We start from the raw sequence: 26,664 nt of genomic DNA, 5'->3' as shown, positions 1-26,664 counted from the left end.
CGCCCGCAGGCGCCTCGTTTTTTTCATCTCCAATCAAAGTGATATGCCGGAGAAGGACATGAAACCAAGGGACATCAGCCCTGCCACGATAAAGGTGATGCCGATGCCCCGCAGCCCATCGGGGACATCGGCGTATTTTAGCTTCTGGCGCAAACCGGCCATGGCGACAATGGCCAGCAGCCAACCAAGCCCGGAGCCTGCGCTGTAGACCAGCGACTCGACAAAATCGTAATCCCGCTGCGCCATAAACATCACCCCGCCAAAGATGGCGCAGTGCACCGTCAACAGAGGCAGATAGATGCCGAGCGCCTGATAGAGCGCCGGAACGTACTTGTCGAGCAGCATCTCCATCACCTGCACCAACGCCGCCAACACCCCGATGTAGATGATGTAATCGAGAAATCCCAGATCGAATTCCCCGAAAAAGGTACTGCCTGCCCGCAAGATATGGCGGTAAATCAAGTTGTTGAGGGGAATGGCGATAACCATCACCACCAGGATTGTCATGCCAAGGCCAAAGGCAGTGTTGATGTTCTTCGAAACGGCCAGAAAGGTACACATCCCCAGAAAGAAGGCCAGGGCGAGGTTCTCGACAAAGATCGAGTGAATAAACAGGTTGAAGTAGTAGTCCATAGGGTGTGCTCACCAGATGTTTGCGCAAAGAAAAGTCTGCCTCTGGCCGATGGCCAGCAGCATGGACGACACAACAGAAAGCGCGGACGCAGCACCAGACGATAGAGCGCAGGCAGCAGGTATCAGCCTGCCCGTCAGTCAATCAGGAGCGTTACAAACCGAGTGAAAAGGTGGATGGGCGCCCGCCAGCAGGGTGGGCTAGTCGCCGTGACAGAAACGATATTGCAGGTGGCGACAGCGCAGCAGCCGTCGGTGCAAATAACCGAAGTAGACCGGGAGCTGCCTGACATAGAGAAGAGGGAGAACCAGTAGCAGACCGCAGAGCAGGCCGAGGATATCGTGCTGGAACCAGGCCAGCACCATCTGATAGCGCTCGGAATGAGTGGCCCCTTCGAGTCGCCGCCCCGGCTCGAAGCCGAGTCGCCACTGGGAGGCAGGAGGAAGGCCGACACTGTTGACCAATCCCGGATCGGATTGCTCATGCAACTGCATCGAGACCTTCTGCCTGACCGACGCCTGATGAGGTGTTGCAGTGACCCCTACCGCAGCGAAAGCGGCAAACCACAGCAGGCTGGCGATAGCGAGGACCATCGCCCAGGTCGATAGTCGGCCAAAAGGCAGCAAAGAGTCAGTCCCGTTCAAACAACAAAATGATGCGGGGATGAATGTATCACAACGCCTCTTTTTCTTGAATTTGAAACCGTACTAACTGACGTAAAACGATACTAAAAACCCTCTTTCTAAGAAAGCCAGCAATTAAATACCAACATAACAAGGCGGTAGAGTCACCCCCGGGCCCACAGTAAAACGGCCACCCGAGGGTGGCCGTTGTCAGCGATGTCAACGATCAGAGCAGCAATGCTACCTGCTCAGAGACCGGCCGCCTCCAGATGCTCCACCAGCAGCTGCACGCTGCGGTTGCCGCGCCACTCGTTGACATCGAGCCGGTAGACAAGCCGCACCCGCTTCACCGAGGCATCGGGCCAGCGCTTGAGATCGACGCCGAAGGCGATGGCATCCACCGCGTGACCAGAATCGGTTGTCAGCATCATCTTGAGGTGCTTCTCCCCCACCAGCCGCTGCTGCACCAGCACGAATTCGCCGTCAAACAGCGGCTCGGGGAAGGCCTGACCCCAGGGGCCGGAGGCGCGAATCAGCTCTGCCAGCTCGAGAGTGAGCTCGTCCGGCAGCAGCTCGCCATCGGTGAGCAGCACCCCGGTCAAGAGCTCCGGTGTCACCAGCTCGCTGATGACTGCCTCAAAGGCCCGACCGAACGCCTCGATGTTGGCCTTGGGCAGGGTCAGCCCCGCCGCCATGGCGTGGCCGCCAAACTTGCCCATCAGCCCCGGATGGCGGGTATCGAGCAGTTCCAGTGCATCGCGCAGGTGCACGCCGGGGATGGAGCGGCCGGAGCCCTTGAGCTCGGTCTCGCTGCTCTCGGCAAAGGCAATGACCGGGCGGTAGTACTTCTCCTTCACCTTGGAGGCCACCAGCCCCACCACCCCCTGATGCCACTCGTTGCGGTGCAGCACTATGCCCGACGGCACCTCGCCATCGCGAAAACGGATCTGCTCCAGAGTGGCGAGGGCCTCCTGTTGCATCCCCTGCTCGATCTCCTTGCGCTCCTGATTGAGGCTGTCCATCTCGGCCGCAAGCTGGCGCGCCAGATTGAGCTCATCGCAGAGCAGACAGGCGACCCCGAGGGACATGTCATCGAGACGGCCCACCGCATTGAGGCGTGGCCCCAGTGCAAAACCGAGGTCGGCGGCGGTGAGGCGACGACCATCGCGGCCCGACACATCCACCAGCGCCTGAATGCCGGGGCGACAGCGCCCGGCCCGGATCCGCTGCAAGCCCTGATGGACCAGAATGCGGTTGTTGCCATCGAGCGCCACCACGTCGGCGACCGTGCCGAGGGCCACCAGGTCGAGGTAATCCGCCACATTGGGGGCGCGTAACCCTTGCCGTTCGTACCAGCCGAGCTGACGCAGATGGGTATTGAGGGCCGCCATCAGGTAGAAGGCCACCCCCACCCCGGCCAGCGATTTGGAGGGGAAATCGCAACCGCGCTGGTTCGGGTTGACGATGGCATCGGCATCAGGCAGCTCCTGACCCGGCAAATGGTGATCGGTAACCAGTACCTGCATGCCCGCCGCCTTGGCTGCCGCCACCCCGGCGATGCTGGAGATACCGTTATCCACCGTGATCAGAAACTCGGCGCCACGGGCCACAGCCAGCTCGACAATTTCGGGGGTAAGGCCGTAGCCAAACTCGAAGCGGTTGGGCACCAGAAAATCGATGTGGCGACCCCCCATGGCGCGCAGGGCCAGCACACACAGGGCCGAACTGGTGGCGCCGTCGCAGTCGAAGTCACCGACAATCAGGATCCGTTTCTGGGCGGTCAGGGCATCCGCCAGCAGCGGCACCGCCTGCTCCATCCCATAAAGGCGCTGGGGCGGCAACAGCTGGCTGGCGCTGCGCTCCAGCAGGGCGGGATCCTCTACGCCACGGCTGGCGAAGATTTGGCGAAGCAGGGGATGCAGGGCGGCAGGCAGATGGGAATCATCAACTCGCGGACGACGACGGATTTGCAGGGACATCAATATGATCCAGTATCTTGAGCAGCTGTTCGGGGCTCTGATACCCGCGCACCAGATCCCCTTCGGAGGAGACCCAGGCCGGCAGTACCTTGACCCCCAACCATTGGCTCAGGCCAATATTTTGGATAAGGGTCTCACTACATGCCGTTTGAGGCAAATAGGCTTTTAACGGATCATTTTGCAGCAGGGGATCGCTGCACCAGTCGGCGGCCCGTTCGGCGTGATCAATCACCGGATAGAGAGCCACGCTCACCCCGGATGCCTGCAGGTGTTGCAAGGTGCCGGAGAGCTGACGGCGCTTTGCGTCCTGCTCGCCGAGAAACAGCGCAACCCGGTGACGCTCATCCCGAGCCTTGAGCACGATGGGGGCATGGGCCACCTGTGCCAAGCCAAGTCGGCGCTGCTCGCGCATACCCGAGATGGTCAGGTTCTTCATGTCGCGGGTCATATCCAGCATGACCCCCTGCACCACATAATCCCCTTTGGCATCGCTGTAGAGCACCCCCTGTGAGGTGCCCAGCATATACAACCCCGCGATCGGGGTCGGTTCAACCAGATAGACGGGAACCCCCAGCCGGGCCGTGATGGTCTGTTTCAAGGATTGGGTATCCATCCCCGCTCTGGCAGCAAATGTGCACAAAAGCATCATTCCCAGTAGTAAATACTTCACTTGTTTACTCACGTGGTATGAATGAATCGACCCAGCAAACTACAGCAGCGCAGCTCATCATTCAACCAGCTACTTACCAAAAAATTAATATCACTTTGTACCAAAAAAATGGCTCCCCCCGATTGCCAAGGACTCATAACGCCCGCAAGCTAGTCAGGACGACAGGAATAACGCGGCTTAGCCTCTGTTTTTCCTGACAAGAGTTCGCCCTTTGGCAAGGGTAATCAACGCGCTATCTTGTTTAATTTCGGAGGAAATAATGAGTCTGATTCAAGAGTTCAAAGCCTTTGCCGCCCGCGGCAACGTCATCGATATGGCGGTCGGTATCATCATTGGTGCCGCCTTCGGCAAAATTGTCTCCTCTTTTGTCGGTGACGTGATCATGCCGCCTATCGGCCTGATCCTGGGCGGCGTGGACTTCAGCGACCTGGCGGTTACCCTGAAGGCCGCAGAAGGTACAACACCCGCCGTGGTCATCGCCTATGGCAAGTTCATCCAGACCATCATCGACTTTCTGATCATCTCTTTTGCCATCTTCATGGGACTGAAGGCCATCAACACCCTGAAGAAGAAGCAGGAAGAGGAAGCCGCCGCCCCGGCAGGCCCGACCAAAGATCAGGAGCTGCTGACCGAGATCCGTGATCTGCTGAAATCTCAACAGGAGCGTTGAGCCGACTCCCCAGACTGGTGTGTATGTGTGTCACGATGCCCATGGGCTATGGTTAGATGGCGTAAAGTTATATAGGCGTCGTGACTATGCAAACCTCCACTGCTGCAAACTCCAATCACAGCTTTATTCTCCGTTTTCTTTTGCTGCTTGCGCTGCCACTTGTTTTGACCACATTGGGTAGTGCGTACCTTTTTTCTGTTATGCAGAAAAACACCTTGCTAAGCACCGCCAGATTTTTTAACGATAGTACTGCGCAGCAATGGGATAACTCACTCTCTTCGGTTGAGAGGCAAATAAATATCATCATTGCCGACATTACCGAGAATAATGGAGATCTTCCCCCGGAATTAAAACAACGTTATCGCGACATTTGGCAATACCTTCTTTACCCTGATGGCCCAATAAAAACCGTGTACTACATGCTTCAGGATAACAAGCATATCAATTTCTCTCTTCACCCTACCCCGATTGAGTTCAAAGAGTCGGAACGTCCATGGTACCGCAATGCTATCGAGCATCCCGGCATCAATATCTGGAGTTCCCCTTACATTGACGCGATTGAAAAAATGCCGGTCGTCACCCTTTCCCATGCTGTTTTTAATAACCAGGGGGAATTTCTTGGCGTGATTGGCATCGACCTGAACTTGAAAGTATTTTCAGCACGTATAGGGCGGATTCTGGAGAGTAGTAACAATGTTGTATATATGCTCTTTGACCGAGGCAGTAAGATGATTGTGGCTCACAGCGACCCTCAGGAAAACGGCAGTCGACTTGACCAACCATGGATTTCTGAATTGAAAGGCAGGAATGGTACCTTAATGAGTAAAAATGGTGATCTCATTTCATATCACGCCCTTCACAACAACCCATCGTGGCTGGTTATTACTGTATTTCCATTCAAGAGCGATATTTTGATTGGTGAGATACTGCCTACTATATTTATCACTCTGGTATTATCATTATCGATATTCACACTGGTTGCCATTATTTTCAGGCAACGTCTGGAGCATACAATCAGCACATTGGTACAAGTTGTTAGACAATTGCGTATCACCCCTCCAGGGCAACAAATTATTATCCCCAAGCTGGCAGGTATAGAGGAACTGGAAGATGAAATTGTAATGATTTCAGACAAAATGCAGGCCGAAACAGAAAAATCGCTGCGTGATGCATTAACCGGCTTGTACAACCGCCGTTATTTGGAAGAGGCGCTCGCCACTCTACATAAAGAAAATAGCCAATACATATTGGCAATTATCGACATTGATAACTTCAAAAAAATAAATGATACCTATGGTCATCCCATCGGGGATGCCGTTTTGAAACGCACCGCTCAGCTAGGTAGCCAATTGCTGGAGGAACAGGCAACCCTGTGCCGCTTTGGGGGGGAAGAGCTGGTCGCCATTTTTGAACAGACGGATATTGCCAACGCGCAGAAGTTGATGGAGCATTGGCGTATCAGCATGGGGCAACAGGATTGGCGTGAAAAGGGCTTAAGCGTCTCCTTTAGCGGTGGCATTGCCGAATCCCTGAATGATGCGCCAGACAGTGTGATGGCCCGCGCCGATGCAGCCCTGTATCAGGCTAAACAAGCAGGCAAAAATCGGCTGCAACGGGCTTAAGCGCGGGGGTGGTGCTCACCGTGCAGCGCCTTGAGTCGCTCGTTGGCCACATGGGTGTAGATCTGGGTGGTGGAGAGATCCGCGTGACCCAGCAGCATCTGCACAACCCGCAGGTCAGCGCCATGATTGAGCAGATGGGTGGCGAAGGCGTGGCGCAAGGTATGGGGGGATAGCTCACCGTTGATCCCGGCCCGCAGGGCATAGAGCTTGATGCGATGCCAGAAGGTCTGGCGGGTCATCATACGGGCCTGCTTGGAGGGAAACACCACATCCGAGCTGGTGCCCCCCAGCTGCAGGGTACGGGCCTCGCGGTAGTAACGCTCCAGCCAGTGCATCGCCTCCTCGCCCATCGGCACCAACCGCTCCTTGTTGCCCTTGCCCACTACGCGCACCAAGCCCTGACGCAAACTGACATGCTCGGCGGTGAGCCCCACCAGCTCGGAAACCCGCAAGCCGGTAGCGTAGAGCAGCTCCAGCATTGCCTTGTCCCGCAACTCCAGCGGGTCATCCACCAGCGGCGCACTCAAGAGTGCCTCCACTTCCGCTTCGCTTAAATCGGAGGGGAGTTTTTTCGGCAGCTTGGGCCCCTCCAGCAGCACGGTCGGATCATCGCTGCGCAGCTTCTCGCGGTTAAGATACTGGTAAAAGCGGCGCAGGGCCGAGAGAAAACGGGCGGTGCTGCTGGCCGCAAACTGGTGATCGACCCGCCAGGCAAGGTAGTGCTGGATCTCGTCCATCCCCGCCAGCAGCAGCGAGCTCCCCTGCTCGTCGAGCCAGAGGGAGAACTTCTCCAGATCGCTGCGATAGGAGCTGACCGTGTTGTCAGACAATCCCCGCTCCAGCCAGAGGGCGTCGAGAAAGGGTTCAATCAGGGGATGGGGGTCGGGTTTGCTCATGGTGCGCTGCAATCATGGGATCGATGGCCCATTGTAACGCGCCAACTCCTTGGAAAGACAAGGCACTTTCATTGGAAAGATAAGGCACGTTTGCCACGCCCCTTGCCGGGCGGTGAAGGTCGAATGGCAATCTGCTAGACTGGCGCCCTCCCCTTACGTTACCCATCGTGTTGCCAACATGGCGCAGCCCACACGAGCATGCGAGAACGCGCCAAAAGCAAGCGAGAAAGCGCCAACAGAGAGTAGAGCGATGAAGATTGGTCTGTTTTACGGTTCCACCACCTGCTACACCGAGATGGCTGCCGAGAAGATCCGCGCCCTCATCGGCCCCGAGCTGGTGGATATTCACAATATCAAGGATGTCTCCCTGCGCCGGATGGAGGATTACGAGATCCTGATCCTCGGCATCTCCACCTGGGATTTTGGCGAACTGCAGGAGGACTGGGAGTCCCGCTGGGAAGATATCGCCGATCTCCATCTGGAGGGACGCATCGTGGCCCTGTTTGGCCTCGGCGATCAGCTCGGTTATGGCGAATGGTTCCAGGACGCCCTCGGCATGCTGCACGATCAGCTGGTGCCAAAAGGGGTCAAGCTGGTGGGCTACTGGCCCAACGAAGGGTACGAATTCGATGCCTCCAAGGCACTGATCGACGATGGCCGTCACTTCGTCGGACTGGCCCTCGATGATGCCAACCAATATGACCAGACCGATCCGCGCATCGAGCAGTGGGTCGAGCAGATCCTGAGCGAAATCCACGCCCTGCTCTGATCTTTCCCACGTTTTGGCAAAACGACCCTGAGCGCCTGGCCCTTGCCGCCGGGCGCAGTTATCGCACCGATTTTCTCAATCGGTATCATCGCATGACGCTATAGCGACTTTTTTGTGCTGGTCTGCAACAATGGACTCGACATCCCATAACAATCAGAGCCGGATGTCGGAAGCAAACGGACAGACCAGAAAAGGATATTCTATGACCCCATTCTCCCTGTTGGCCCCCGCCATTGCCCGTGACGTGCTCGATCACGCACTGGCGCTGGGTGCCGATTTCGCCGAGCTGTTTGTGGAGCGCAAGCGCCGCAGCCAGCTCAGCCTGCTCTCCAGCCAGATAGAGAACATCAGCGGTGGCCTCGATTTCGGTATCGGCGTGCGCCTCTGTTACGGCCACAAGGTGCTCTACGGCTACACCAACCAAGCCAGCCGCGACGAACTGCTGCGCATCGTCACCCTGCTGGCGGCCAAAGACCGCCGCGACCCTGTGGTGACCGCCACCGCCTTCGATTTCACCCGCCTGAGCGATCGCAACCCGGTGGCGCTGCCCCTGTCGGCAGACAAGCTGCTGGAGCAGAAGATCGCCTATCTGCACGCCATGGATGCGGCGGCCCGCGCCGAGAGCGACAAGGTGAGCCAGTTCTCCGGCAACGTGCTGGGCTGGGAGCAGGAGGTGGAGATCTTCAACAGCGAAGGGGTGCAAGTGGCCGATCGCCGCCACTACAACCGCATCATGGCCCAGACCATCGCCATTGAAGGGAGCGAGCAGAGCGTCGGTTACGAGGCCCCCGGCGCCCTGATGGGCTGGGAGCATGCCGATCGCATCGATCCGCGCGAGCTGGCCCTCACCGCCACCCGTCAGGCACTGGTGAAACTGGGCGCGGCTCCCTGCCCGAGCGGCACCCTGCCGGTCATCATGGAGAACGGCTTTGGCGGCGTCATCTTCCACGAGGCGTGCGGTCATCTGCTGGAGACCACCTCGGTAGCCAAAAAGGCCTCGGTATTCCACGACAAGATGGGCCAGCTTATCGCCAATCCGGTGGTCAATGCGGTGGATGAAGGCTTGCAAAGCAATGCCTGGGGCTCCATCAACGTCGATGACGAGGGGATGGCGACCCAGCACACCCAGCTCATCAAGGACGGCGTTCTGACCGGCTTTCTGGTGGACAGAATGGGCGCCCTCAAGACGGGCTACGCCCGCACCGGCTCCGGGCGGCGCGAATCCTACAAGTACGCCCCCACCTCGCGCATGCGCAACACCTATATCGAGCCGGGCAACCACAGCCTCGACGACATGTTGGCCACGGTGGAGCACGGTATCTACGCCAAGAAGATGGGGGGCGGCTCGGTACAGCCCGGCACCGGTGAATTCAACTTCAATGTGCAGGAGGCCTATCTCATCGAGCACGGCAAAATCACCACGCCGCTCAAGTCGGCCACCCTGATCGGCACCGGCCCGCAGGTGCTGAAAGAGATCTCCATGGTGGGCCGCAATCTGGCGCTGGCCGCCGGCATGTGCGGCTCGGTCTCGGGCTCGGTCCCCACCTCGGTGGGCCAGCCGGCTCTGAAAGTGGACAATATTCTGGTGGGAGGGAACGCCTGATGAGCCAGCTCGACATGAACCAACTGCTCACCCGCTTGCTCGACAAGGTGGCCGACCTCGGCGCCGAGGCAGACATCATCGCCAATCAGGAGAAGGCCTTCTCCCTCAAGGCAGACAAGGGCGAGCTGGGTGAATACAAGGTCACCAGCAGCCAGCAACTCGGTATTCGCCTGATAAAAGAGGGTCGGGTCGGCATCGCCTACTCGGAATCCCTCGATGAGCTGGCGCTGGATGCCATGCTGCAGGATGCGCTCGATGCCAGCCGCTTTGCCAAGGTGGATGCAGATCAGCGCATCTCGGTGGCCAATAGCCGGATCACCACAGATTGCGCCGAGATCAACCAGCCCGATATCACGCCGGTTGAGGAGAAGATCGCTCTGGCCCTGCGCCTCGAATCTGACATGCTGGCCATGCCCGATGTGAGCGGCGCCCCCTACAACAGCTTCTTCGAAGGGGAGAGCCAGCTCTGGCTCGCCAACAGTCAGGGCACCCTCTGCCAGCACGGCGAGTTCAGCGTCGGCTGCTACACCTCGGCGCTGGTGGAACGGGATGGCCGCCAGTCGATGCACTCGCAGGGGCAGTATGGCCGCCGCTTCGACGAGCTGGACAGTCAGGCCCTGATCGAGCAGATCTACGCCATCGCCGATGGTCTGCTGCCCGGTGAAGCGGTGCCGAGCGGTCACTACAGCGTCATCTTTAGCACCAACTGCTTCGCCAGCCTGTTTGGCTGCTTTCAGGGTGTGCTGTCGGGCAAGTGGGCCCAGCAGGGGATCAACCCCTGGCGCAGCAAGGTCGGCCAGAGCGTAGCGTCACGCTGGCTTACTCTGGAGAGCAGGGTCTATATGCCGGGCGGCATGAACATCAAGGCGTTTGATGGCGAGGGAGCTGCCAGCTCGGATCTGCTGCTGATTGGCGAAGGGGAGCTGAAAACCCTGCTCCACAACAGCGCCACCGCCCGCCACTTTGGAGTCGCCAGCAACGGTTCGGCCGCTCGCGGTGCCCGCAGCGCCCTCGATGTGACCGCTCGCCATCTGGTGTTTGGCGCAGGCCCCCATAGGGAAGCGGAGGTGCAAAGCGGCGACTATCTGGAGCTGGTCAAGCTGGATGGCCTGCACTCCGGTGCCGATGCGGTGAGCGGCGACTTCTCCTTTGGCGCGTCAGGTTTCCTCTGCCGCGATGGAGTTCGCCTGCAGCCGGTGCGCGGCATCACGGTAGCAGGCAACTTCTACCGCCTGCTGGGCGAGCTGGAAGCAGTCGGTGACACCCTGCACCACAACGACGGCAAGGGCTTCTACGCCCCGCAGATCCGTTTTGGCGGCCTCTCCGTAGCGGGCAAGTAAACGTCCCGACGAAACCTGCAAGCAAGAAAAAGGCGCCTGATGGCGCCTTTTTGCTCGTTATCTCGTCCGCCTTGATGGCATGACTCAGGGCGAGAGCGGCTCGCGATGATACTCGGCGCAGCCGCATTCGGGGCAGGTATCGAGCTGCTCGGGGTGTAGCACGGTATGGCGCCAGCCACACTGGTCGCACACCATGACCCCGAGCCCCACCCAGTCACCCGCTTCGTAAACACCCTTATGCTCCAGCTCGTCGGCCAGCTCCCGCCACTCCACCTGGGCGCGGTCGGTCACATCCGCCAGCCAGGACCAGGCGGTGTCTTTGAGGGCCAACATAAAGGCAGACTCTTCCACCTGCGCACTATCGTCATGGCGCCCCTCGTCATAGTTGCCCAGATCCCGCTTCACGTACTCGGCGATGAGCGCCAGCTCGTCCTGAGTCAGGTCGCTGGCGGCCTCCAGATAGGCCTGCACCTTGGCAATCATCCGGTTGAGGCGCTCCCCCTGGAACTCTTCAGTCTCTTGCCACTGTTTTTGCAGCTCGGCAATGAAGGCTTCGTACCCTTTTTGACGTTTGTCCATGGCTCTAACTCCTCTACTAAACCCTGATCTGGCCCGGCTTAAGGCCCAAGGGACGCTGGCGGTTGTTGCCGCCGCAGGATATGGGTATTCTATTGCGATTTCCCAGCTGATTTATCTATTCATTTCACAGATCCGGATGTCACCAATGCAAGAGCAATACGTTCCCCAATCAATCGAACCAGCAGTGCAAAAGCACTGGGATGCCAAGAAAACCTTCAAGGCCGTGGAGAAGGTAGACAAGGAGAAGTTCTACTGCCTGTCCATGTTCCCCTATCCGTCTGGTCGACTACACATGGGGCACGTTCGTAACTACACCATAGGTGATGTGATCTCCCGTTATCAACGCCTCAATGGCAAGAACGTGCTGCAACCCATAGGTTGGGATGCATTCGGTCTGCCGGCCGAGAACGCCGCGATCAAAAACAATACCGCACCGGCGCCCTGGACCTACGAAAACATCGAATACATGAAGAACCAGCTGAAAATGCTGGGTCTGGGTTATGACTGGGATCGTGAAGTCGCCACCTGCAAACCGGATTACTACCGCTGGGAGCAGTGGTTCTTCACCAAGCTCTACGAGAAGGGTCTGGTCTACAAAAAGACCTCCTCCGTCAACTGGTGCCCGAACGACATGACAGTGCTGGCCAACGAGCAGGTGGTCGACAACTGCTGCTGGCGCTGTGACACCCCGGTGGAACAGAAAGAGATCCCCCAGTGGTTCATCAAGATCACTGACTACGCCGAAGAGCTGCTCAACGACATCGACAATCTGGAAGGCTGGCCAGAGATGGTCAAGACCATGCAGCGCAACTGGATTGGCCGCTCCGAAGGGGTCAACATCAGCTTCGCCATCGAGGGTCAGGGTGAGCAGCTGGAGGTCTACACCACCCGTCCGGACACCTTCATGGGCGTCACCTATGTCGGTATCGCCGCCGGTCACCCGCTGGCGCTGCAAGCAGCCCAGAACAATCCTGAGCTGGCCGCCTTCATCGAAGAGTGCAAGAACACCAAGGTCGCCGAAGCGGAACTGGCTACCATGGAGAAGAAGGGCATGGCCACCGGCCTCTATGCCATTCACCCGCTGGATGGCCGCAAGGTACCGGTCTGGGTCGCCAACTTCGTGCTGATGAACTACGGCACCGGCGCCGTGATGGCAGTTCCGGCCCACGATCAGCGTGACTTCGAATTCGCCACCAAATATGGCCTCGACATCAAGGCGGTGATCAAGCCGGTTGATGGCGACGTCGACGTGAGCGAAGCGGCTTACACCGAGAAGGGCGTGCTGTTCAACTCCGGCGAGTTCGACGGTCTCGACTTCCAGGGCGCCTTCAATGCCATCGCCAGCAAGCTGGAAGGGCTGGGCAAGGGCAAGCGCACCGTAAATTACCGCCTGCGTGACTGGGGTGTCTCTCGTCAGCGTTACTGGGGGGCCCCCATCCCGATGCTGACCCTGGCTGACGGTACCGTAGTGCCGACACCGGAAGATCAGCTGCCGGTACTGCTGCCGGAAGACGTGGTGATGGACGGTATCCAGAGCCCGATCAAGGCTGACGCCGAATGGGCCAAGACCACTTACAACGGTCAGGAAGCGTTCCGCGAGACCGATACCTTCGACACCTTTATGGAGTCCTCCTGGTACTACGCGCGCTACTGCTCCCCGGACTACGACAAGGGTATGCTGGATCCGGCGGCGGCCAACCACTGGCTGCCGGTGGATCAGTACATCGGCGGTATCGAGCACGCCTGTATGCACCTGCTCTACGCCCGCTTCTTCCACAAGCTGCTGCGTGACGCGGGTCTGGTCAACAGCGACGAGCCGTTCAAGCGCCTGCTCTGCCAGGGCATGGTGCTGGCTGACGCCTTCTACTACAAAGACGAGAAGGGCGGCAACGTCTGGGTCAGCCCGACCGACGTCAAGGTAGAGCGTGACGAGAAGGGTCGCATCACCAAGGCCATCGACAACGAAGGCCGTGAGGTAATGCACTCCGGCATGACCAAGATGTCCAAGTCCAAGAACAACGGCATCGACCCGCAGCTGATGGTCGAGCGTTACGGCGCCGATACCGTCCGTCTGTTCATGATGTTCGCCTCTCCGGCCGAGATGACCCTGGAGTGGTCCGACTCCGGCGTAGAGGGTGCCCAGCGCTTCCTGCGTCGCCTGTGGCGCGTCACCTTCGAACACGTTTCCGGTGGCGCCGTTGCCGCGCTGGATGTAGCGGCTCTCACCAACGAGCAGAAAGCGGTACGCCGTGAACTGCACAAGACCATCGCCAAGGTAAGCGATGACGTGGGTCGCCGTCAGACCTTCAACACCGCCATCGCCGCCATCATGGAGCTGATGAACAATCTCTCCAAGCTGGGCAACGACGAGCAGGACCGCGCCCTGATGCAGGAAGCGCTGGAAGCCGTGGTAGTCATGCTCTACCCCATCACCCCGCACATCGGCTTCGAGCTGTGGAAGATGCTGGGCAAGGGCGACGACATCGATCACGCAGCCTGGCCGGTGGCCGATGAAGCGGCCATGGTCGAGACCGAGAAGCTGGTGGTGGTACAGATCAACGGTAAGATGCGCGGAAAACTGACCGTGCCGGCCGAGATCAGCCAGGCCGACGTCGAGAAGCTGGCGATGGCTGATGCCTCCGTGCAGAAGTTCACCGACGGTCTGACCGTGCGCAAGGTGATCTATGTACCTGGCAAGCTGCTCAATATTGTCGCTAACTAATTGGCTGCCAACTGATTGGTTACCAACTGATCATTGCCAATCTGTAACAGCAAACGGATGATAACGGCGGGCCCTGCGCCCGCCGCTTTCCCTTAATGCAAAGAGGATTTTCTATGGGCACCATCTTCACCCGCTGGATGGCCATCGTGCTGGCTGGTCTGCTGCTGCAAGGCTGCGGCTTTCACATGCGCGGCAACGGCATTCCGAGCGAGCTGATGACCATGAAGGTCGTGGGCGACAACAAGAGCGACTTCTACCGGATGGTTACCACCCGTCTGAAGGCCTCTGGCGTGACCCTGGCCGACAAGGAGGGCATTCCGGTGCTCACTCTGGGCGGCGTAGGCAGCACCAGTCAGGTCGCCTCGGTCAACGCGCTGGGGACGGACACCGAATATGTGCTGGGCTTTGGTACCCAGTTCACCATCTCGGTACCGGGCAAGCCGACTCAGGTCTTCCCCATCAACTTCAACCGCAGCTTCCTCAACAAGCCGGATGCAGCGCTCGCCTCCTCCCGTGAGCAGGAGCAGCTCAACCGCGAGATGCAGGAGCAGGCGGCCAATCAGGTGATCCGGCAGTTGAGTCAGGTCAGCTTCTGATGCGGATTTACCCGGAACAATTTGGTGACCACCTCAAAGCAGGGCTTCGGCCCTGCTATCTCGTTTTTGGCGACGAGCCCCTGTTGCGACTGGAGGCCATCGATGCCATCCGTCAGATCGCCCGCAAGCAGGGTTTCGATGAGCGCCACACCTTCGTGGTGGAACAGGGGCTGGACTGGAATCAGGTCTACGATGCCTGTCAGGCCATGAGCCTCTTCTCCGCCCGCCAGATCATCGAGCTGGAGCTGCCCGCCAAGGTGGACAAGGATCTCGCTGCCCGCATCAGCGACATTGGCAAGCAGCTCCACCCCGACCTGCTGCTGGTGCTGAGTGGCGGTCGCCTCAACCAGACCCAGATGAAGGCAGCCTGGTTCGACAAGCTCTACCAAATTGGCACCTATGTGCCGGTCAACCATCCGGAGCCCAAGTTTTTCCCGCGCTGGATGAGCGCCCGTTTTGCGCGTTTCGGCCTCAAGGCGCTGCCGGATGCCATCAACTTCATGTGCCACTCCTACGAGGGCAACCTGCTGGCCGCCAGTCAGGAGATCGAGAAGCTGACCCTGCTCTCGCCGTCCCAGCCCATCAGCGTCACCTATCTGCAAGAGACCATTATCCGCCACGCCCACTTCACCCCGTTCCAGCTGGTCGATACCCTGCTGGAGGGCAAGGTGAACCGGGCCCAGCGCATTCTGGCCGCCCTGCGGGCCGAAGGTACCGAGCCGGGGATGCTGGCCTGGACCCTCTGCCGCGAGCTGGAGCAGCTGACCGAACTGTCGCTGGCGATGCGCAACGGCCAGCCGCTGGGTGAGCACTTCAGCCGCCTGCGCATCTGGCAGAGCCGCCAGCAGCTCATTCAGCAAGCGCTGACCCGACTGCCGTTTGCCAAATTGCAGCAACTGTGGCAACTGATGGCCCAGCTGGACGACGCCCAGCGCAGCTTCGATACCGAACAGGCCTGGCTGATGTTGCAGACCATTGCCCTCGGCTTTCGTGATGGCACCCCGCTGCCGCTGGTGATGGAGAGTGCGCCATGCTGAAGGCGCCTGTCGGTTTGCTTGGCGGCACCTTCGACCCCATCCATATCGGTCATCTGCGCCCGGCCATCGAGGCGCGCGATGCCCTCGGGCTGGCCGAGATGCGGCTGATCCCGAACCATATCCCGCCCCACCGTGCCAATCCGTTCTGCTCCAGCGAACAGCGTCTCGCCATGGTCAAACTGGCGGCAGCGGAGAACCACCACTTTGTGGTGGATGAGCGGGAGCTGAGACGGGACAAGCCCTCTTACACCATCGATACCCTGATCGAGCTGCGTCATGAACTGCCCGATACGCCGCTCTGTTTTCTGATGGGGATGGATTCCCTGCTGAGCCTGCCAAGCTGGCACCGCTGGCAGGAGCTGCTCGACCATGCCCATCTGGTGGTGAGCGTGCGGCCGGGCTGGCAACCGGATTATCCGGCCGGGGTGGCGCAGCTGCTGGCGCGCCATCACACCACTGACGCCAGCGCGCTGCACCAGCGTCTGGCTGGCCATATCTGGCTGGCGGACAACCAGCCCATCGAACTGTCAGCCACCCGGCTGCGGGCCCTGCTGGATGCGGGGCAAGACACCCGCTACCTCTTGCCCGAGTCGGTTGCGCACTATATTGATCAACAGGGGCTCTACCGCGCCAACCGCCGCTAGCCCCTGTCGTAATCCCGCCCCACCCGATGGGAAACGGGAGTGACCATGATATAATCCGCCGCCCTGACGCAAACGCTGCGCGCCGGAATACAGGAGAGACTCATTGCAAGGCCAAGAATTGCATGCCTTTATCATCGATAAGATCGATGACATGAAAGGCCGCGACATCATTACCCTCGATGTACGCGGCAAATCCAGCATTACTGACACCATGATCATCTGTTCCGGCAACTCCAGTCGTCACGTCAGCGCCATTGCCCACCATCTGGCCAGCGAGGCCCGCCACGCGGGTCTGGATTTGCTGAGCGTGGAAGGGCAACTGAGCGGTGAATGGGTGCTGGTAGATATGGGCTCGGTGATCGTGCATGTGATGCAGGATGAACACCGTGACTTCTACCAACTGGAAAAGCTGTGGAGCGGTGCCGCTCAAATGAATACGCAATAAGAGCACAAGTGTAACGACCATGAAGATCCAGTTGATTGCGGTGGGCACCAAGATGCCCGCCTGGGTAGAGCATGGCTTCGAAGAGTATCGTCGCCGCTTCCCCAAAGACATGCCGTTTGAACTCGTCGAGATCGGCGCAGGCAAACGGGGCAAAAATGCCGACATTCCCCGCATCCTGCAGAAGGAAGGGGAAGCCATGCTGGCTGCTGCGGGGCGTTCGCGCATCGTCACCCTCGACATTCCGGGCAAGCCCTGGACCACGGAGCAGCTGGCTACCCAGCTGGAGGCGTGGAAACTCGATGGCCGCGATGTCGCGCTGCTGGTAGGCGGGCCGGAAGGCTTGTCCCCCGAGTGCAAGGCTGCCGCTGAACAGAGCTGGTCACTGTCACCGCTCACCCTGCCCCATCCACTGGTGCGGGTGCTGGTGGCAGAGAGCCTCTATCGGGCCTGGAGCATCACCACCAATCATCCGTATCATAGAGAGTGAGCCATGCGTCTCTGGAGTCTCACCTCTCATATTCCCCCCTATCACAGAGAGTGAACAATGCAGTTCCTGCTCTTATTGCCCCCAAGGGTCTTGAGGTAAAGGCATGCTGAAACAACGCATCGAAATGCGCGATCACAGTGCCGAGGGCAATCTGTTCTTCCGGCGCACCCTGGTAGCCTACATCGGCATCGTCGTGCTGATGCTGGTGCTGCTGGGCAATCTCTATTATCTGCAGGTCGAGTCCTACGACACCTACCAGACTCGCTCCAACTCCAACCGAATCCGCGTGGTGCCGGTGGCACCGCCACGGGGCCTCATCTATGACGCCAACGGTGTGCTGCTGGCGGAAAACCGCCCGGTCTACAGTCTGGAAATTGTGCCGGAAGAGACCAAAGATCTCGAAAAAACCGCCGACCAGCTGATCACCCTGCTGGGTCTGCCGGAGGGCACCAAGGAGAAGTTCCTCGCCGAAGTGAAGCGCCAGCGCCGCTTCAAGCCGGTCCCCCTCTACGAGAAACTGACCGAATATCAGGTAGCCCTCTTCTCGGTCAATCAGCATAACTACCCGGGCGCCAGCATCGAGGCCTACCTCAAACGCTACTACCCGTTTGGTGACACCCTCACCCACGCTTTGGGCTATGTGGCCAAGATCAACACCCGTGACGTGGAGCGCCTCGAGAAGGAAGAAAAACTCGCCAACTATGCAGCCACCAAGGATATCGGCAAGCAGGGGGTGGAGAAGTATTACGAGGATGAGCTGCACGGTGTGGCGGGCTATCAGGAGGTCGAGGTGAACAACCGCGGCCGGATTGTCCGTACCCTCAAGTTCCAGCCGCCTATTCCGGGCAAGGATATCTACCTCAATATCGACGTCCGGATGCAGCTCAAGGCCCAGCAACTGCTGGCCGGCCAGCGCGGCGCCATCGTGATGATGGATCCGAGAACCGGCGCCATCATCGCCATGGAGTCGAGCCCGAGCTACGACCCAAACCTGTTCGTGACCGGCATCTCCAGCGCCAACTATTCGGCGCTGCTCAACGATCCGGCGCGGCCGCTGGTGAACCGCACCACTCAGGGCATCTATGCCCCCGCCTCCACCGTCAAACCCATGATGTCGGTGATGGGGCTCAACGAGGGAGCCATTACCCCGGGCTACCGCTATTTCGGCGGCCCGAGCTTCTCCATTCCCGGCACCACCAAGAAGTTTCGCGACTGGCGTCGCTGGGGACACGGCTGGCTCGATGTCTATCGCGCCATCGAGGTCTCGGCAGATACCTACTTCTACGATCTCGCCTATCGGGTCGGCATCGACAAGATCCACAGCTACATGACCAAGTTCGGCTTCGGTCAGTACAGTGGCGTCGACCTCTATGAAGAGACCAAGGGGGTCATGCCATCCCGTGACTGGAAAATGGCCCGCTGGCGTCAGCCCTGGTATCAGGGGGACACCATCTCCATCGGTATCGGTCAGGGTTACTGGAGCGCCACGCCAATCCAGCTGGCCAAGGCGATCAGCATCCTGACCCAGAATGGTCACGATGTGACCCCGCACCTGCTCAAGAGCACCGCCTCCCAAGCGGGAGTGGTCGATGCACCGATCAACCCGAACATGGCGCTCAAAACCAAGAGCGACAGCTACTGGCAGGTGGCGCGTGAGGGGATGTGGCGAGTGATCAACGGCCACGAGGGTACCGGCCGTCGCGCTTTTGCCAACACCCCCTATGTGGCGGCAGGCAAGTCCGGCACCGCCCAGGTGGTCAACATGAAAGAGAATCAGGTCTACAACGCCAAAACCATGAAAGTGGAGCACCGCGACAATGCCCTGTTTGTCGCCTTTGCTCCCTATGAAACACCCAAGGCAGTCGTGGCACTGGTGCTGGAGAACGCCGGTGGTGGCAGTACCAATGCGGCCCCCGTTGCTCGCCAGATGCTGGATGCCTATCTGCTGCCCCCTGATCCGCAACTGCCACCGGCACCGGAAAAGCCGTCCCAACCGAGTGAGGTCGCCCCCAATGAGTAATTCTGCCCGCCAGCAGAGCATCTGGTACAAGCTGCATATCGACTTGCCCCTGCTGCTCGGTCTGCTGGCCGTGATGACCCTCTCCATGGTGGTGCTCTACTCCGCCTCCGGTCAGGATATGGACTCCATCGTGCGCCAGCTGGTGCGCGGCGGTCTCGCATTTGCCCTGATGATCGGCCTGGCCCAGCTGCCCCCCTCCCTCTACGCCCGCTGGTCGGTGCCGCTGTTCGCCGTGGTGGTGCTGATGCTGATTGCGGTGGACGTATTCGGCCACATCGGCAAGGGGGCCCAGCGCTGGCTCGATCTGGGCTTTATGAAGTTCCAGCCCTCCGAGGTGATGAAGCTCTCCATGCCGATCATGGTGGCCGCCTGGCTCAGTCGCCACTCGCTCCCCCCCAAGTTCAGCCATGTGGTGATCGCCCTCATCATGGTGCTGCTGCCCACCCTGCTGATCGCCGCCCAGCCTGACCTTGGCACCTCCATTCTGGTGGCCGCCTCCGGCTTCTTCGTCATCTTCCTGGCGGGGCTCAGCTGGTGGCTGATCGGTTTGGCGGTCCTGCTGATGCTGGCCTTTATGCCGGTGCTCTGGTTCTTCCTGATGCACGACTACCAGCGCCAGCGGGTGCTGATGCTGCTCGACCCGGAGAAAGACCCGCTCGGCCGCGGCTATCACATCATCCAGTCCAAGATTGCCATCGGCTCCGGCGGCGTCTTTGGCAAGGGATGGCTGCAAGGGACCCAGTCCCAGCTTGAGTTTTTACCAGAACGGCATACCGACTTTATCTTCGCGGTATTTAGCGAGGAGTTCGGTCTGGTGGGGGTTGCCCTGCTGCTGGTGCTCTACCTCTACGTCATCAGCCGTTGCCTGTTTATCTCGATGCAGGCCCAGAACAGTTTCGAGCGACTGCTGGGCGGCGCCATCACCCTCACCTTCTTCGTCTATGTGTTCGTCAACATGGGCATGGTGAGCGGCATCTTGCCGGTGGTGGGGGTACCCCTGCCGCTGGTGAGCTATGGCGGCACCTCCATGGTGACCCTGATGGCCGGATTCGGTATCCTGATGTCCATCCAGACTCATAGAAGACTGCTCGCCTGATGAGACGGGTCGGATTGCTGCTCTCGCTCGCCACCACGATGGCGACCGCCGCCGTGGCGCCGGACCGGTTGGCCCTGCTCGCCGAACAGCAGCAGGTGCCGCTGGCGGAGTTGCAGGCTGCCGTCGCCCGCGCCCAGTTACGGCAGGAGGTGCTCGACACCATCAGCAAGCCGTGGGAGGCCAAGCCCTGGCATCGCTACCGGCCGCTGTTCGTTACCCCGGATCGCATCCGTGATGGCCAGCAGTTCTGGCAGCAACATGCCGAGACGCTGGCTCGCGCGGAGCAGACCTATCGGGTGCCCGCCTCGCTCATCGTGGCCATCATAGGGGTAGAAACCTTCTACGGTCGCCAGATGGGCCGTCATCCGGTGCTCGATAGCCTCTACACCCTGGGGTTTCACTACCCCAAGCGGGCCGACTTCTTTGCCAAGGAGTTTGCCCAGCTGGTGGTGCTGGCCAAAGAGGAAGGGTGGCAACTCGATACCCTCAAGGGCTCCTATGCCGGCGCCATGGGGATGGGGCAGTTCATGCCCTCCAGCTACCGCCACTACGCCGTCGATTTTGATGGGGATGGCAAGCGGGATCTGTTTGCCAACCCGGTCGATGCCATCGGCAGCGTGGCCAACTATTTTGCCAGCCACCAGTGGCGCTGGGGCGAATCCGTGGTGGAACCGGCCCAGATCGGGTTGATGGCAGTCGAACCTCTACTCAGGCCTGAGCCCGAGTTAACACAACAGTGGTCAGAACTGGCGGCGGCAGGGATTGAGCTCGCCACGCCGCTGGCCCCACAGACGCCGGTCAAGTTGCTGGCGTTTGCCCAAGCCGATGGACCGGAATACTGGGTCGCACGGCATAACTTTTATGTGATCACCCGTTACAATCGCAGCCCACTCTATGCGATGGCGGTGTATCAACTTAGCCAAGCCATTCAGGAAGCGTATGCATCTTCGTCACAAACTCCTCCCGCTCAGCCTGAGCTTGTTGCTGGCCGCCTGTAGCAGCCAGCCGGAACAGAGCGCCCCCATCGAGCCGCAAGCACCGGTCAGCAAACCACCCGTTATCGAGATCCCGCAAGCCACCGGCGCCATTCCGCGCCCCGAGCCCCTGAGTGCCAGCGGCAACCGGGACTACTGGATTGGCAAGCAGAAGCACGAGGTGTGGCGCGACATCAAACACTACAGCGAAGAGGGCACCGCCAGCTGGCTGTCGCCGGATCTGGACGGCCAGAAGACCGCCAACGGCGATGTGCTGGACAGCAAGCTGTTCAGTGCCGCCCACCGCAACCTGCCCATCCCGAGCTATGTGCGGGTCACCAATCTGGACAACGGGCTGGAGACCATAGTGCGGGTCAACGATCGTGGTCCCTTCAACAGCCCGCGCCTGATCGACCTCTCCTACGCAGCGGCCAAGCAGCTGGAGATGGTCGACAGCGGTGAGGCCCGAGTACGGCTGGAGCTGATCAGCGACACTCCGGATCAGATGGTGATCATGGAGCCGATGAAGCCCATCGAAATGACTCCAACCACTCCGGCTGCGGCCTCCAACACGCTGTCGCAAGATGGCTTCCTGGGTGAACCGACCGCGCTGGCGATGGCCACTCCCGCCGCCGATCCGGCTCCTGTCAAGGCACCCGCCGCCAAGCCCGCCAAAGCGGCACCTGTCAAACCAGCGCCAGCCAAGGCTGCAGCGCCCGCCAGCAGTGGGGATGGCAAGATGATCCAGGTACTGGCCAGCGGTTCCCGGGATCGGGCCGAGGCGATGGGCAAGGTGATGACCCAGCGTTACGGCGTACCCTACCGAATCGATGCCCATGGCGCCATTTTCCGGGTGCTGATTGGCCCGGTCGCCGCCGACCAGCAGGCAAGTGTGCTGGAAAAAGTACGTCAGGGCGGACTGGAACAGGCCTTTATCGTGCCCTGATCGCCCCCTTTTGCCGCGGATGTGACTAACCGCTTACTCACTGTCATCACGTCGTTTTATGGCGTGATGACAGGGAGTGATGGATAAAAAACCAGTTCTGATCGCCATCTCGGGCTATAACCTGCGGGCGCATCTGGTATAGTTAGGCCCGCATTTTATCCCCATCTGGCTCGCAGGAATTTCAAGATGTCCAAATTTGCCCGTTCAGTTCTTCTGGCCTCACTGATCAGCGTAACCGCCCAGGCCAATACGCCGGTGCCGACACCGACCCCGAATGCCATGCCCATGGTGGTTCCCGCCGCGCCGGAGATCTCCGCCAAGGCCCATATTCTGATCGACTACTACTCAGGTCAGGTGCTGGCCGAGCAGAACGCCGAAGAGCGTCTGCCGCCCGCCAGTCTGACCAAGATGATGACCTCCTACATCATCGGCCAGGAACTGCTGAAGGGGAACATCAAGCGCACCGACATGGTGACCATCAGCCAGAACGCCTGGTCCAAGAACTACTCCGACTCCTCCAAGATGTTTATCGAGGTGGGCAAGCAGGTCTCCGTCGATGATCTCAACAAGGGCATCATCATCCAATCCGGCAACGATGCCTGCGTCGCCATGGCCGAATTCCTGGCGGGCAGCACCGACTCCTTCGCCAGCCTGATGAACAGCTGGGCCGCCAAGCTTGGCATGAATGACAGCCACTTCATGAACCCGCACGGTCTGGATGCAGAAGGTCACTACAGTACCGCTCACGACATGGCCCGTCTGGGTCAGGCGCTGATCCGCGACCTGCCGGAGGAGTACAAGATCTACTCCCAGAAATCCTTCGTCTTCAACGGCATCACCCAGCACAACCGCAACCGCCTGCTGTGGGATCAATCCCTGCAAGTGGATGGCATCAAGACCGGCCACGTCAGCCAGGTCGGCTATAACCTGGTCTCCTCTGCCACCAACAACGAAGGCATGCGCCTGATCGCCGTGGTACTGGGCGCCAGCAGCGAAGCCTCCCGCGCCGCCGAGAGCAAAAAACTGCTCACCTACGGCTTCCGCTTCTTCCAGAGCCTGACCCCGTACAAGGCGGGCACCGAGCTGGTCACCCAGAAGATCTGGATGGGCGACAAACCGGAAGTGAAACTGGGCGTCGACAAAGATGTCTCCGTGCTGGTCACCCGCGGTCAGGGTAACAACCTGAAGGCTGATTTCCAGCTCGACAGCGAGCTGAAAGCGCCGCTGGCCAAGGGGCAGCGCGTCGGTACCGTGTTCCTGAAGCAGGGCGACAAAGAGATCAAGCAGGTGCCGCTGGTCGCCCTGGAAGAGGTGCAGGAAGGTGGCTTGATGAGCCGTCTGTGGGACTACCTGGTACTGCTGGTCACCAGCTGGTTCAAGTAATCCAACGCACAATCCTCACCAAACAGCGGCGCCAACAGGCGCCGCTGCTGTCTGTGACGGACAAAAGCAGCGAATAACCCTGTAAACTGCAGGTTCCGCCTTACCCTGATTTGTGGTAAAAAGCAGCACTTCCATCCTTGTCTGACCGATCCTGGCCTTGATCCCGGTCTGGGCAGCGCCCATATAGTTATGAGCCGTGCCCATATAGACTTGAAATGGCGGCCTCCACGGGCCATCGGCCACTAGCCATCCAAGATGAAGTCATCCCGGTGATGACGCAAAAGGTGAGTAAATGAATACCAAGTTTGATGAACTGCTGGAGTTTCCCTGCAAATTCCCGTTCAAGGTACTCGGCGTTGCCGACCCGGCACTGCCGGAAATGGTGGTTGAAGTGCTGCAGCAGCACGCCCCCGGCACCTATAGCCCGACCGTCCAGCCCAGCTCCAAGGGCAACTACCACTCGGTCCGCGTGACCGTGACTGCCCAGAGCAAAGAGCACATCGAAGCGATGTACCACGCCCTTGGCAAGATCGAGCTGGTGAAATACGTACTGTAATTTTTCTCTCGCCCCGTTCTGCGGGGCGACTGTTTTTGGCCGCAGCACGCCGCGAGGACGCCATGTCATCCCAGATCCCCGCCCAGTCCAGCCTGATTGTCAGGCAGCTGGGTCGCCGCCCCTACCAGCCGGTATGGGACGCCATGAAAGCCTTCACCGACAACCGCACCAGCGATACCCCGGACGAGTTCTGGGTGGTCGAGCACGATCCCGTCTACACCCAGGGTCAGGCCGGCAAGGCCGAACACCTGCTCAATCCGGGCAATATCCCGGTGGTGCAGAGCGATCGCGGCGGTCAGGTGACCTATCACGGCCCGGGCCAGCTGGTGCTCTACGTACTGGTGGATGTCCGCCGCTGCAAATTCTCGGTTCGCGAGCTGGTGACCGCGCTGGAGACAGCCATCATCAACACCCTCGCCAAAAGCGATATCCAGGCCTATGCCAAGGCCGATGCCCCCGGGGTCTATGTGAAAAATGACCTTGGCATGGAGGCAAAACTGGCCTCGCTGGGTCTGCGCATCCGCAAGGGGTGCTCGTTCCACGGGCTGGCCCTCAACATCAACATGGACATGACCCCCTTCCTGCACATCAATCCGTGCGGCTATGCGGGTATGGCCATGACCCAGACCAGCGCCCTGGGCGGCCCGCGAAGCGTGGCCGAGGCGCAATCCATTCTGGTGGCCGAGCTGGCTCGCCTGATTGGCTATCAAACAATAACAAACACCGAGAGTGAATCATGAGCAAACCCGTTCGTATGGAGCCGGGCGTCAAGCTGCGCGATGGCGACAAGATGGCCCTGATCCCGGTGAAATTCATGCCGGATCCCAACGAAGAACTCCTTCGCAAGCCGGACTGGATGCGGATCAAGCTGCCCCCCTCCAGCCAGAAGATCGAACACATCAAGAGCACCTTGCGCAAGAACAAGCTGCACTCGGTCTGTGAAGAGGCCTCCTGCCCCAACCTGGCGGAGTGCTTCAACCACGGCACCGCCACCTTCATGATCATGGGCGCCATCTGCACCCGCCGTTGCCCCTTCTGCGACGTGGCCCACGGCCGCCCGCTGGCACTCGATCCGGAAGAGCCGAAGAAGCTGGCGCTGACCATCAAAGAGATGAACCTCAAGTATGTGGTGATCACCTCGGTGGACCGCGACGATCTGCGCGACGGCGGTGCCCAGCACTTCGCCGACTGCATCCGCGAGATCCGCGAGCACAGCCCGCAGACCCGCATCGAGATCCTGACTCCGGACTTCCGTGGCCGGATGGAGCAGGCGCTGGAGGTGTTCCGCGAGACCCCGCCGGACGTCTTCAACCACAACCTGGAAACCGCGCCGCGCATGTATCGCGTCGCCCGCCCGGGCGCCGACTACAAGTGGTCGCTGGAGCTGCTGCGCCGCATCAAGGAGATGCACCCCCACGTACCGACCAAATCCGGTCTGATGATGGGCCTTGGCGAGACCAACGAAGAGATCGTCGAGGTACTCAAGGATCTGCGCGCCCACGGCGTCAACATGCTGACCCTGGGTCAGTATCTGCAGCCAAGCCGCCACCACCTGCCGGTCAAGCGCTACGTGCCGCCCGCAGAGTTTGACGAGCTGAAAGATGTCGCCATGGAGCTGGGCTTTACCCACGCCGCCTGTGGTCCTTTCGTTCGCTCCTCCTACCATGCTGATCTGCAAGCCAAGGGCGAAGAGGTCAAATGATTTCGCACGACAGAGTGGCCAAGTAACCGCCACCCTCACAATAAAAAGAGCGCCCATTGGCGCTCTTTTTATTGGTATCACTGACCGTTGCGGCTTGATCTACTTCAGTAGCCGTGGTCGAAGATTCCCTGCTGATGCCAGCGTTGCAGCTGGGCCAGCACCCGGGTCTCTCGCGCCGTCCACTGGGGACAGGGTCCCGCCAGCTGAGTCTTGTTGGTTTGCAGCGCTTCGTCGAGGGCAAACCAGCCGGGCACGAAGCCAAGGCGGACCTCGTAGGGCTGTGGCTGCGGGGCTACCAGCTGATCGCCAATCCGGCACAAGTAGTAGAGCGAGCGGATGCAGTAGGCATCGAACCCCGGCTCGCGGGCGGCGCGATATTCACGGGTCTCGCCAAGCAGGCCCCCCACTTCCCGCAGCTCGGCACCACACTCCTCCAGCAGCTCGCGAGCGAGCGCCACATGGTGGCTCTCCCCCGCTTCAATGCCGCCCCCGGGGAACATCAGATCGCCGTTGACCCGGGAGTGGACCAGCAGCAGCTCGTCGCCACGGGGCACCACGGCGCGCACTGTGAGGCGCTCAAGCGTGAGGCCATCGGTACGTACCTCGCCATGAACGAAAGAGAGATCGAACGGATTGGGCCAGCAACTGGCCGGAGAGAACGTCGTCATCACTGC

Annotated in this window: 26 protein-coding genes; 19 read left to right on the top strand and 7 right to left on the bottom strand. The window is 59.9% G+C overall.

The annotated features are described in order from the left end of the window. Positions 1–33: 33 nt before the first annotated feature. The 4 genes from nqrE to OKC42_RS06875 form a co-directional block, all read right to left on the bottom strand. The gene (gene nqrE / locus OKC42_RS06890) at positions 34–633 is read right to left on the bottom strand and encodes an NADH:ubiquinone reductase (Na(+)-transporting) subunit E (RefSeq protein ID WP_257691309.1); all 600 of its coding nucleotides are present in this window, start codon (positions 631–633) and stop codon (positions 34–36) included. Between the two features lie 198 nt (positions 634–831). Further along, entirely contained in the window at positions 832–1,224 is a 393-nt protein-coding gene (locus tag OKC42_RS06885) for a hypothetical protein (protein WP_254204248.1), read from the bottom strand. A 278-nt stretch (positions 1,225–1,502) separates the two neighbouring features. Beyond that, positions 1,503–3,233 (bottom strand): single-stranded-DNA-specific exonuclease RecJ, encoded by a 1,731-nt coding sequence (gene recJ, locus OKC42_RS06880; RefSeq protein WP_270819303.1) that lies wholly within the window; start codon positions 3,231–3,233, stop codon positions 1,503–1,505. Further along, complete coding sequence (locus tag OKC42_RS06875; protein WP_270819302.1) at positions 3,199–3,846, bottom strand: disulfide isomerase DsbC N-terminal domain-containing protein; 648 nt, start codon at positions 3,844–3,846, stop codon at positions 3,199–3,201. Before OKC42_RS06875 ends, recJ begins: the two co-directional genes overlap by 35 nt. Before the next feature lie 316 nt (positions 3,847–4,162). Between OKC42_RS06875 and mscL the strand changes: the two genes are divergently transcribed. Both mscL and OKC42_RS06865 read left to right on the top strand, forming a co-directional pair. Then, complete coding sequence (gene mscL / locus OKC42_RS06870; protein ID WP_005354103.1) at positions 4,163–4,573, top strand: large-conductance mechanosensitive channel protein MscL; 411 nt, start codon at positions 4,163–4,165, stop codon at positions 4,571–4,573. 86 nt (positions 4,574–4,659) lie between these two features. Continuing rightward, the gene (locus tag OKC42_RS06865; RefSeq protein WP_270819301.1) at positions 4,660–6,195 is read left to right on the top strand and encodes a sensor domain-containing diguanylate cyclase; all 1,536 of its coding nucleotides are present in this window, start codon (positions 4,660–4,662) and stop codon (positions 6,193–6,195) included. Here OKC42_RS06865 and xerD read toward each other — a convergent pair. After that, positions 6,192–7,091, bottom strand: a complete 900-nt coding sequence (gene xerD, locus OKC42_RS06860) for a site-specific tyrosine recombinase XerD (protein WP_069526490.1) — start codon at positions 7,089–7,091, stop codon at positions 6,192–6,194. The genes OKC42_RS06865 and xerD overlap by 4 nt on opposite strands. A 250-nt stretch (positions 7,092–7,341) precedes the next feature. On the opposite strand from xerD, the gene fldB reads away from it, so the two are divergent. The 3 genes from fldB (at position 7,342) to OKC42_RS06845 (ending at position 10,803) form a co-directional block, all read left to right on the top strand. Next, on the top strand, positions 7,342–7,860 hold the full coding sequence (fldB, locus tag OKC42_RS06855) for a flavodoxin FldB (protein WP_005335151.1): 519 nt from the start codon (positions 7,342–7,344) through the stop codon (positions 7,858–7,860). A gap of 202 nt (positions 7,861–8,062) precedes the next feature. Then, entirely contained in the window at positions 8,063–9,463 is a 1,401-nt protein-coding gene (locus OKC42_RS06850; protein ID WP_270819299.1) for a TldD/PmbA family protein, read from the top strand. Further along, positions 9,463–10,803: a TldD/PmbA family protein gene (locus tag OKC42_RS06845; RefSeq protein ID WP_270819296.1), complete on the top strand. Its 1,341-nt coding sequence runs from the start codon at positions 9,463–9,465 to the stop codon at positions 10,801–10,803. The genes OKC42_RS06850 and OKC42_RS06845 overlap by 1 nt, the downstream gene beginning before the upstream one ends. Before the next feature lie 84 nt (positions 10,804–10,887). On the opposite strand, the gene OKC42_RS06840 is transcribed toward OKC42_RS06845, so the two are convergent. Next, positions 10,888–11,382: a zinc ribbon-containing protein gene (locus OKC42_RS06840; RefSeq protein WP_005348075.1), complete on the bottom strand. Its 495-nt coding sequence runs from the start codon at positions 11,380–11,382 to the stop codon at positions 10,888–10,890. A gap of 145 nt (positions 11,383–11,527) precedes the next feature. Between OKC42_RS06840 and leuS the strand changes: the two genes are divergently transcribed. The 14 genes from leuS (at position 11,528) to lipA (ending at position 25,990) form a co-directional block, all read left to right on the top strand. Next, positions 11,528–14,104, top strand: a complete 2,577-nt coding sequence (leuS, locus tag OKC42_RS06835) for a leucine--tRNA ligase (protein WP_270819295.1) — start codon at positions 11,528–11,530, stop codon at positions 14,102–14,104. Positions 14,105–14,217: 113 nt separating this feature from the next. Beyond that, on the top strand, positions 14,218–14,700 hold the full coding sequence (locus OKC42_RS06830) for an LPS-assembly lipoprotein LptE (protein ID WP_005335160.1): 483 nt from the start codon (positions 14,218–14,220) through the stop codon (positions 14,698–14,700). Beyond that, complete coding sequence (holA, locus tag OKC42_RS06825; protein WP_270819294.1) at positions 14,700–15,737, top strand: DNA polymerase III subunit delta; 1,038 nt, start codon at positions 14,700–14,702, stop codon at positions 15,735–15,737. Before OKC42_RS06830 ends, holA begins: the two co-directional genes overlap by 1 nt. Beyond that, complete coding sequence (gene nadD, locus OKC42_RS06820; protein ID WP_103250746.1) at positions 15,731–16,381, top strand: nicotinate-nucleotide adenylyltransferase; 651 nt, start codon at positions 15,731–15,733, stop codon at positions 16,379–16,381. The genes holA and nadD overlap by 7 nt, the downstream gene beginning before the upstream one ends. Before the next feature lie 103 nt (positions 16,382–16,484). Continuing rightward, positions 16,485–16,826 carry a ribosome silencing factor gene (gene rsfS, locus OKC42_RS06815; RefSeq protein WP_005335165.1) on the top strand — a complete coding sequence of 114 codons (342 nt, stop codon included), beginning with the start codon at positions 16,485–16,487 and terminating at the stop codon, positions 16,824–16,826. A gap of 19 nt (positions 16,827–16,845) precedes the next feature. Then, complete coding sequence (gene rlmH, locus OKC42_RS06810; protein ID WP_005335166.1) at positions 16,846–17,313, top strand: 23S rRNA (pseudouridine(1915)-N(3))-methyltransferase RlmH; 468 nt, start codon at positions 16,846–16,848, stop codon at positions 17,311–17,313. Between the two features lie 103 nt (positions 17,314–17,416). Beyond that, a complete protein-coding gene (gene mrdA / locus OKC42_RS06805) occupies positions 17,417–19,333 on the top strand; it encodes a penicillin-binding protein 2 (protein ID WP_040066816.1) in 1,917 nt (638 codons plus the stop codon). Beyond that, positions 19,326–20,429, top strand: a complete 1,104-nt coding sequence (gene rodA, locus OKC42_RS06800) for a rod shape-determining protein RodA (RefSeq protein ID WP_005335170.1) — start codon at positions 19,326–19,328, stop codon at positions 20,427–20,429. The genes mrdA and rodA overlap by 8 nt, the downstream gene beginning before the upstream one ends. Further along, positions 20,429–21,427 carry a lytic murein transglycosylase B gene (mltB, locus tag OKC42_RS06795; protein ID WP_270819292.1) on the top strand — a complete coding sequence of 333 codons (999 nt, stop codon included), beginning with the start codon at positions 20,429–20,431 and terminating at the stop codon, positions 21,425–21,427. The genes rodA and mltB overlap by 1 nt, the downstream gene beginning before the upstream one ends. Further along, a complete protein-coding gene (locus OKC42_RS06790) occupies positions 21,369–22,349 on the top strand; it encodes a septal ring lytic transglycosylase RlpA family protein (protein ID WP_270819290.1) in 981 nt (326 codons plus the stop codon). Before mltB ends, OKC42_RS06790 begins: the two co-directional genes overlap by 59 nt. Before the next feature lie 186 nt (positions 22,350–22,535). Further along, complete coding sequence (locus OKC42_RS06785) at positions 22,536–23,732, top strand: D-alanyl-D-alanine carboxypeptidase family protein (RefSeq protein ID WP_005335176.1); 1,197 nt, start codon at positions 22,536–22,538, stop codon at positions 23,730–23,732. A 292-nt stretch (positions 23,733–24,024) separates the two neighbouring features. After that, on the top strand, positions 24,025–24,288 hold the full coding sequence (gene ybeD / locus OKC42_RS06780) for a DUF493 family protein YbeD (protein WP_005335178.1): 264 nt from the start codon (positions 24,025–24,027) through the stop codon (positions 24,286–24,288). A 62-nt stretch (positions 24,289–24,350) separates the two neighbouring features. After that, positions 24,351–25,028 (top strand): lipoyl(octanoyl) transferase LipB, encoded by a 678-nt coding sequence (gene lipB, locus OKC42_RS06775; RefSeq protein WP_252413385.1) that lies wholly within the window; start codon positions 24,351–24,353, stop codon positions 25,026–25,028. Continuing rightward, entirely contained in the window at positions 25,025–25,990 is a 966-nt protein-coding gene (lipA, locus tag OKC42_RS06770; protein WP_005335190.1) for a lipoyl synthase, read from the top strand. The genes lipB and lipA overlap by 4 nt, the downstream gene beginning before the upstream one ends. Positions 25,991–26,094: 104 nt before the next feature. Here the strand turns inward: lipA and OKC42_RS06765 are convergent, their stop codons facing one another. Continuing rightward, positions 26,095–26,658 carry an NUDIX domain-containing protein gene (locus tag OKC42_RS06765; protein WP_270819289.1) on the bottom strand — a complete coding sequence of 188 codons (564 nt, stop codon included), beginning with the start codon at positions 26,656–26,658 and terminating at the stop codon, positions 26,095–26,097. Positions 26,659–26,664 lie beyond the last annotated feature (6 nt).

This window comes from Aeromonas sp. Y311-2, from assembly GCF_027706025.1.
Taxonomy (GTDB): Bacteria; Pseudomonadota; Gammaproteobacteria; order Enterobacterales; family Aeromonadaceae; genus Aeromonas; species Aeromonas veronii.
The sequence above is the reverse complement of the archived record's forward strand: the minus strand, read 5'-3'. Positions and strand labels throughout refer to the sequence as shown.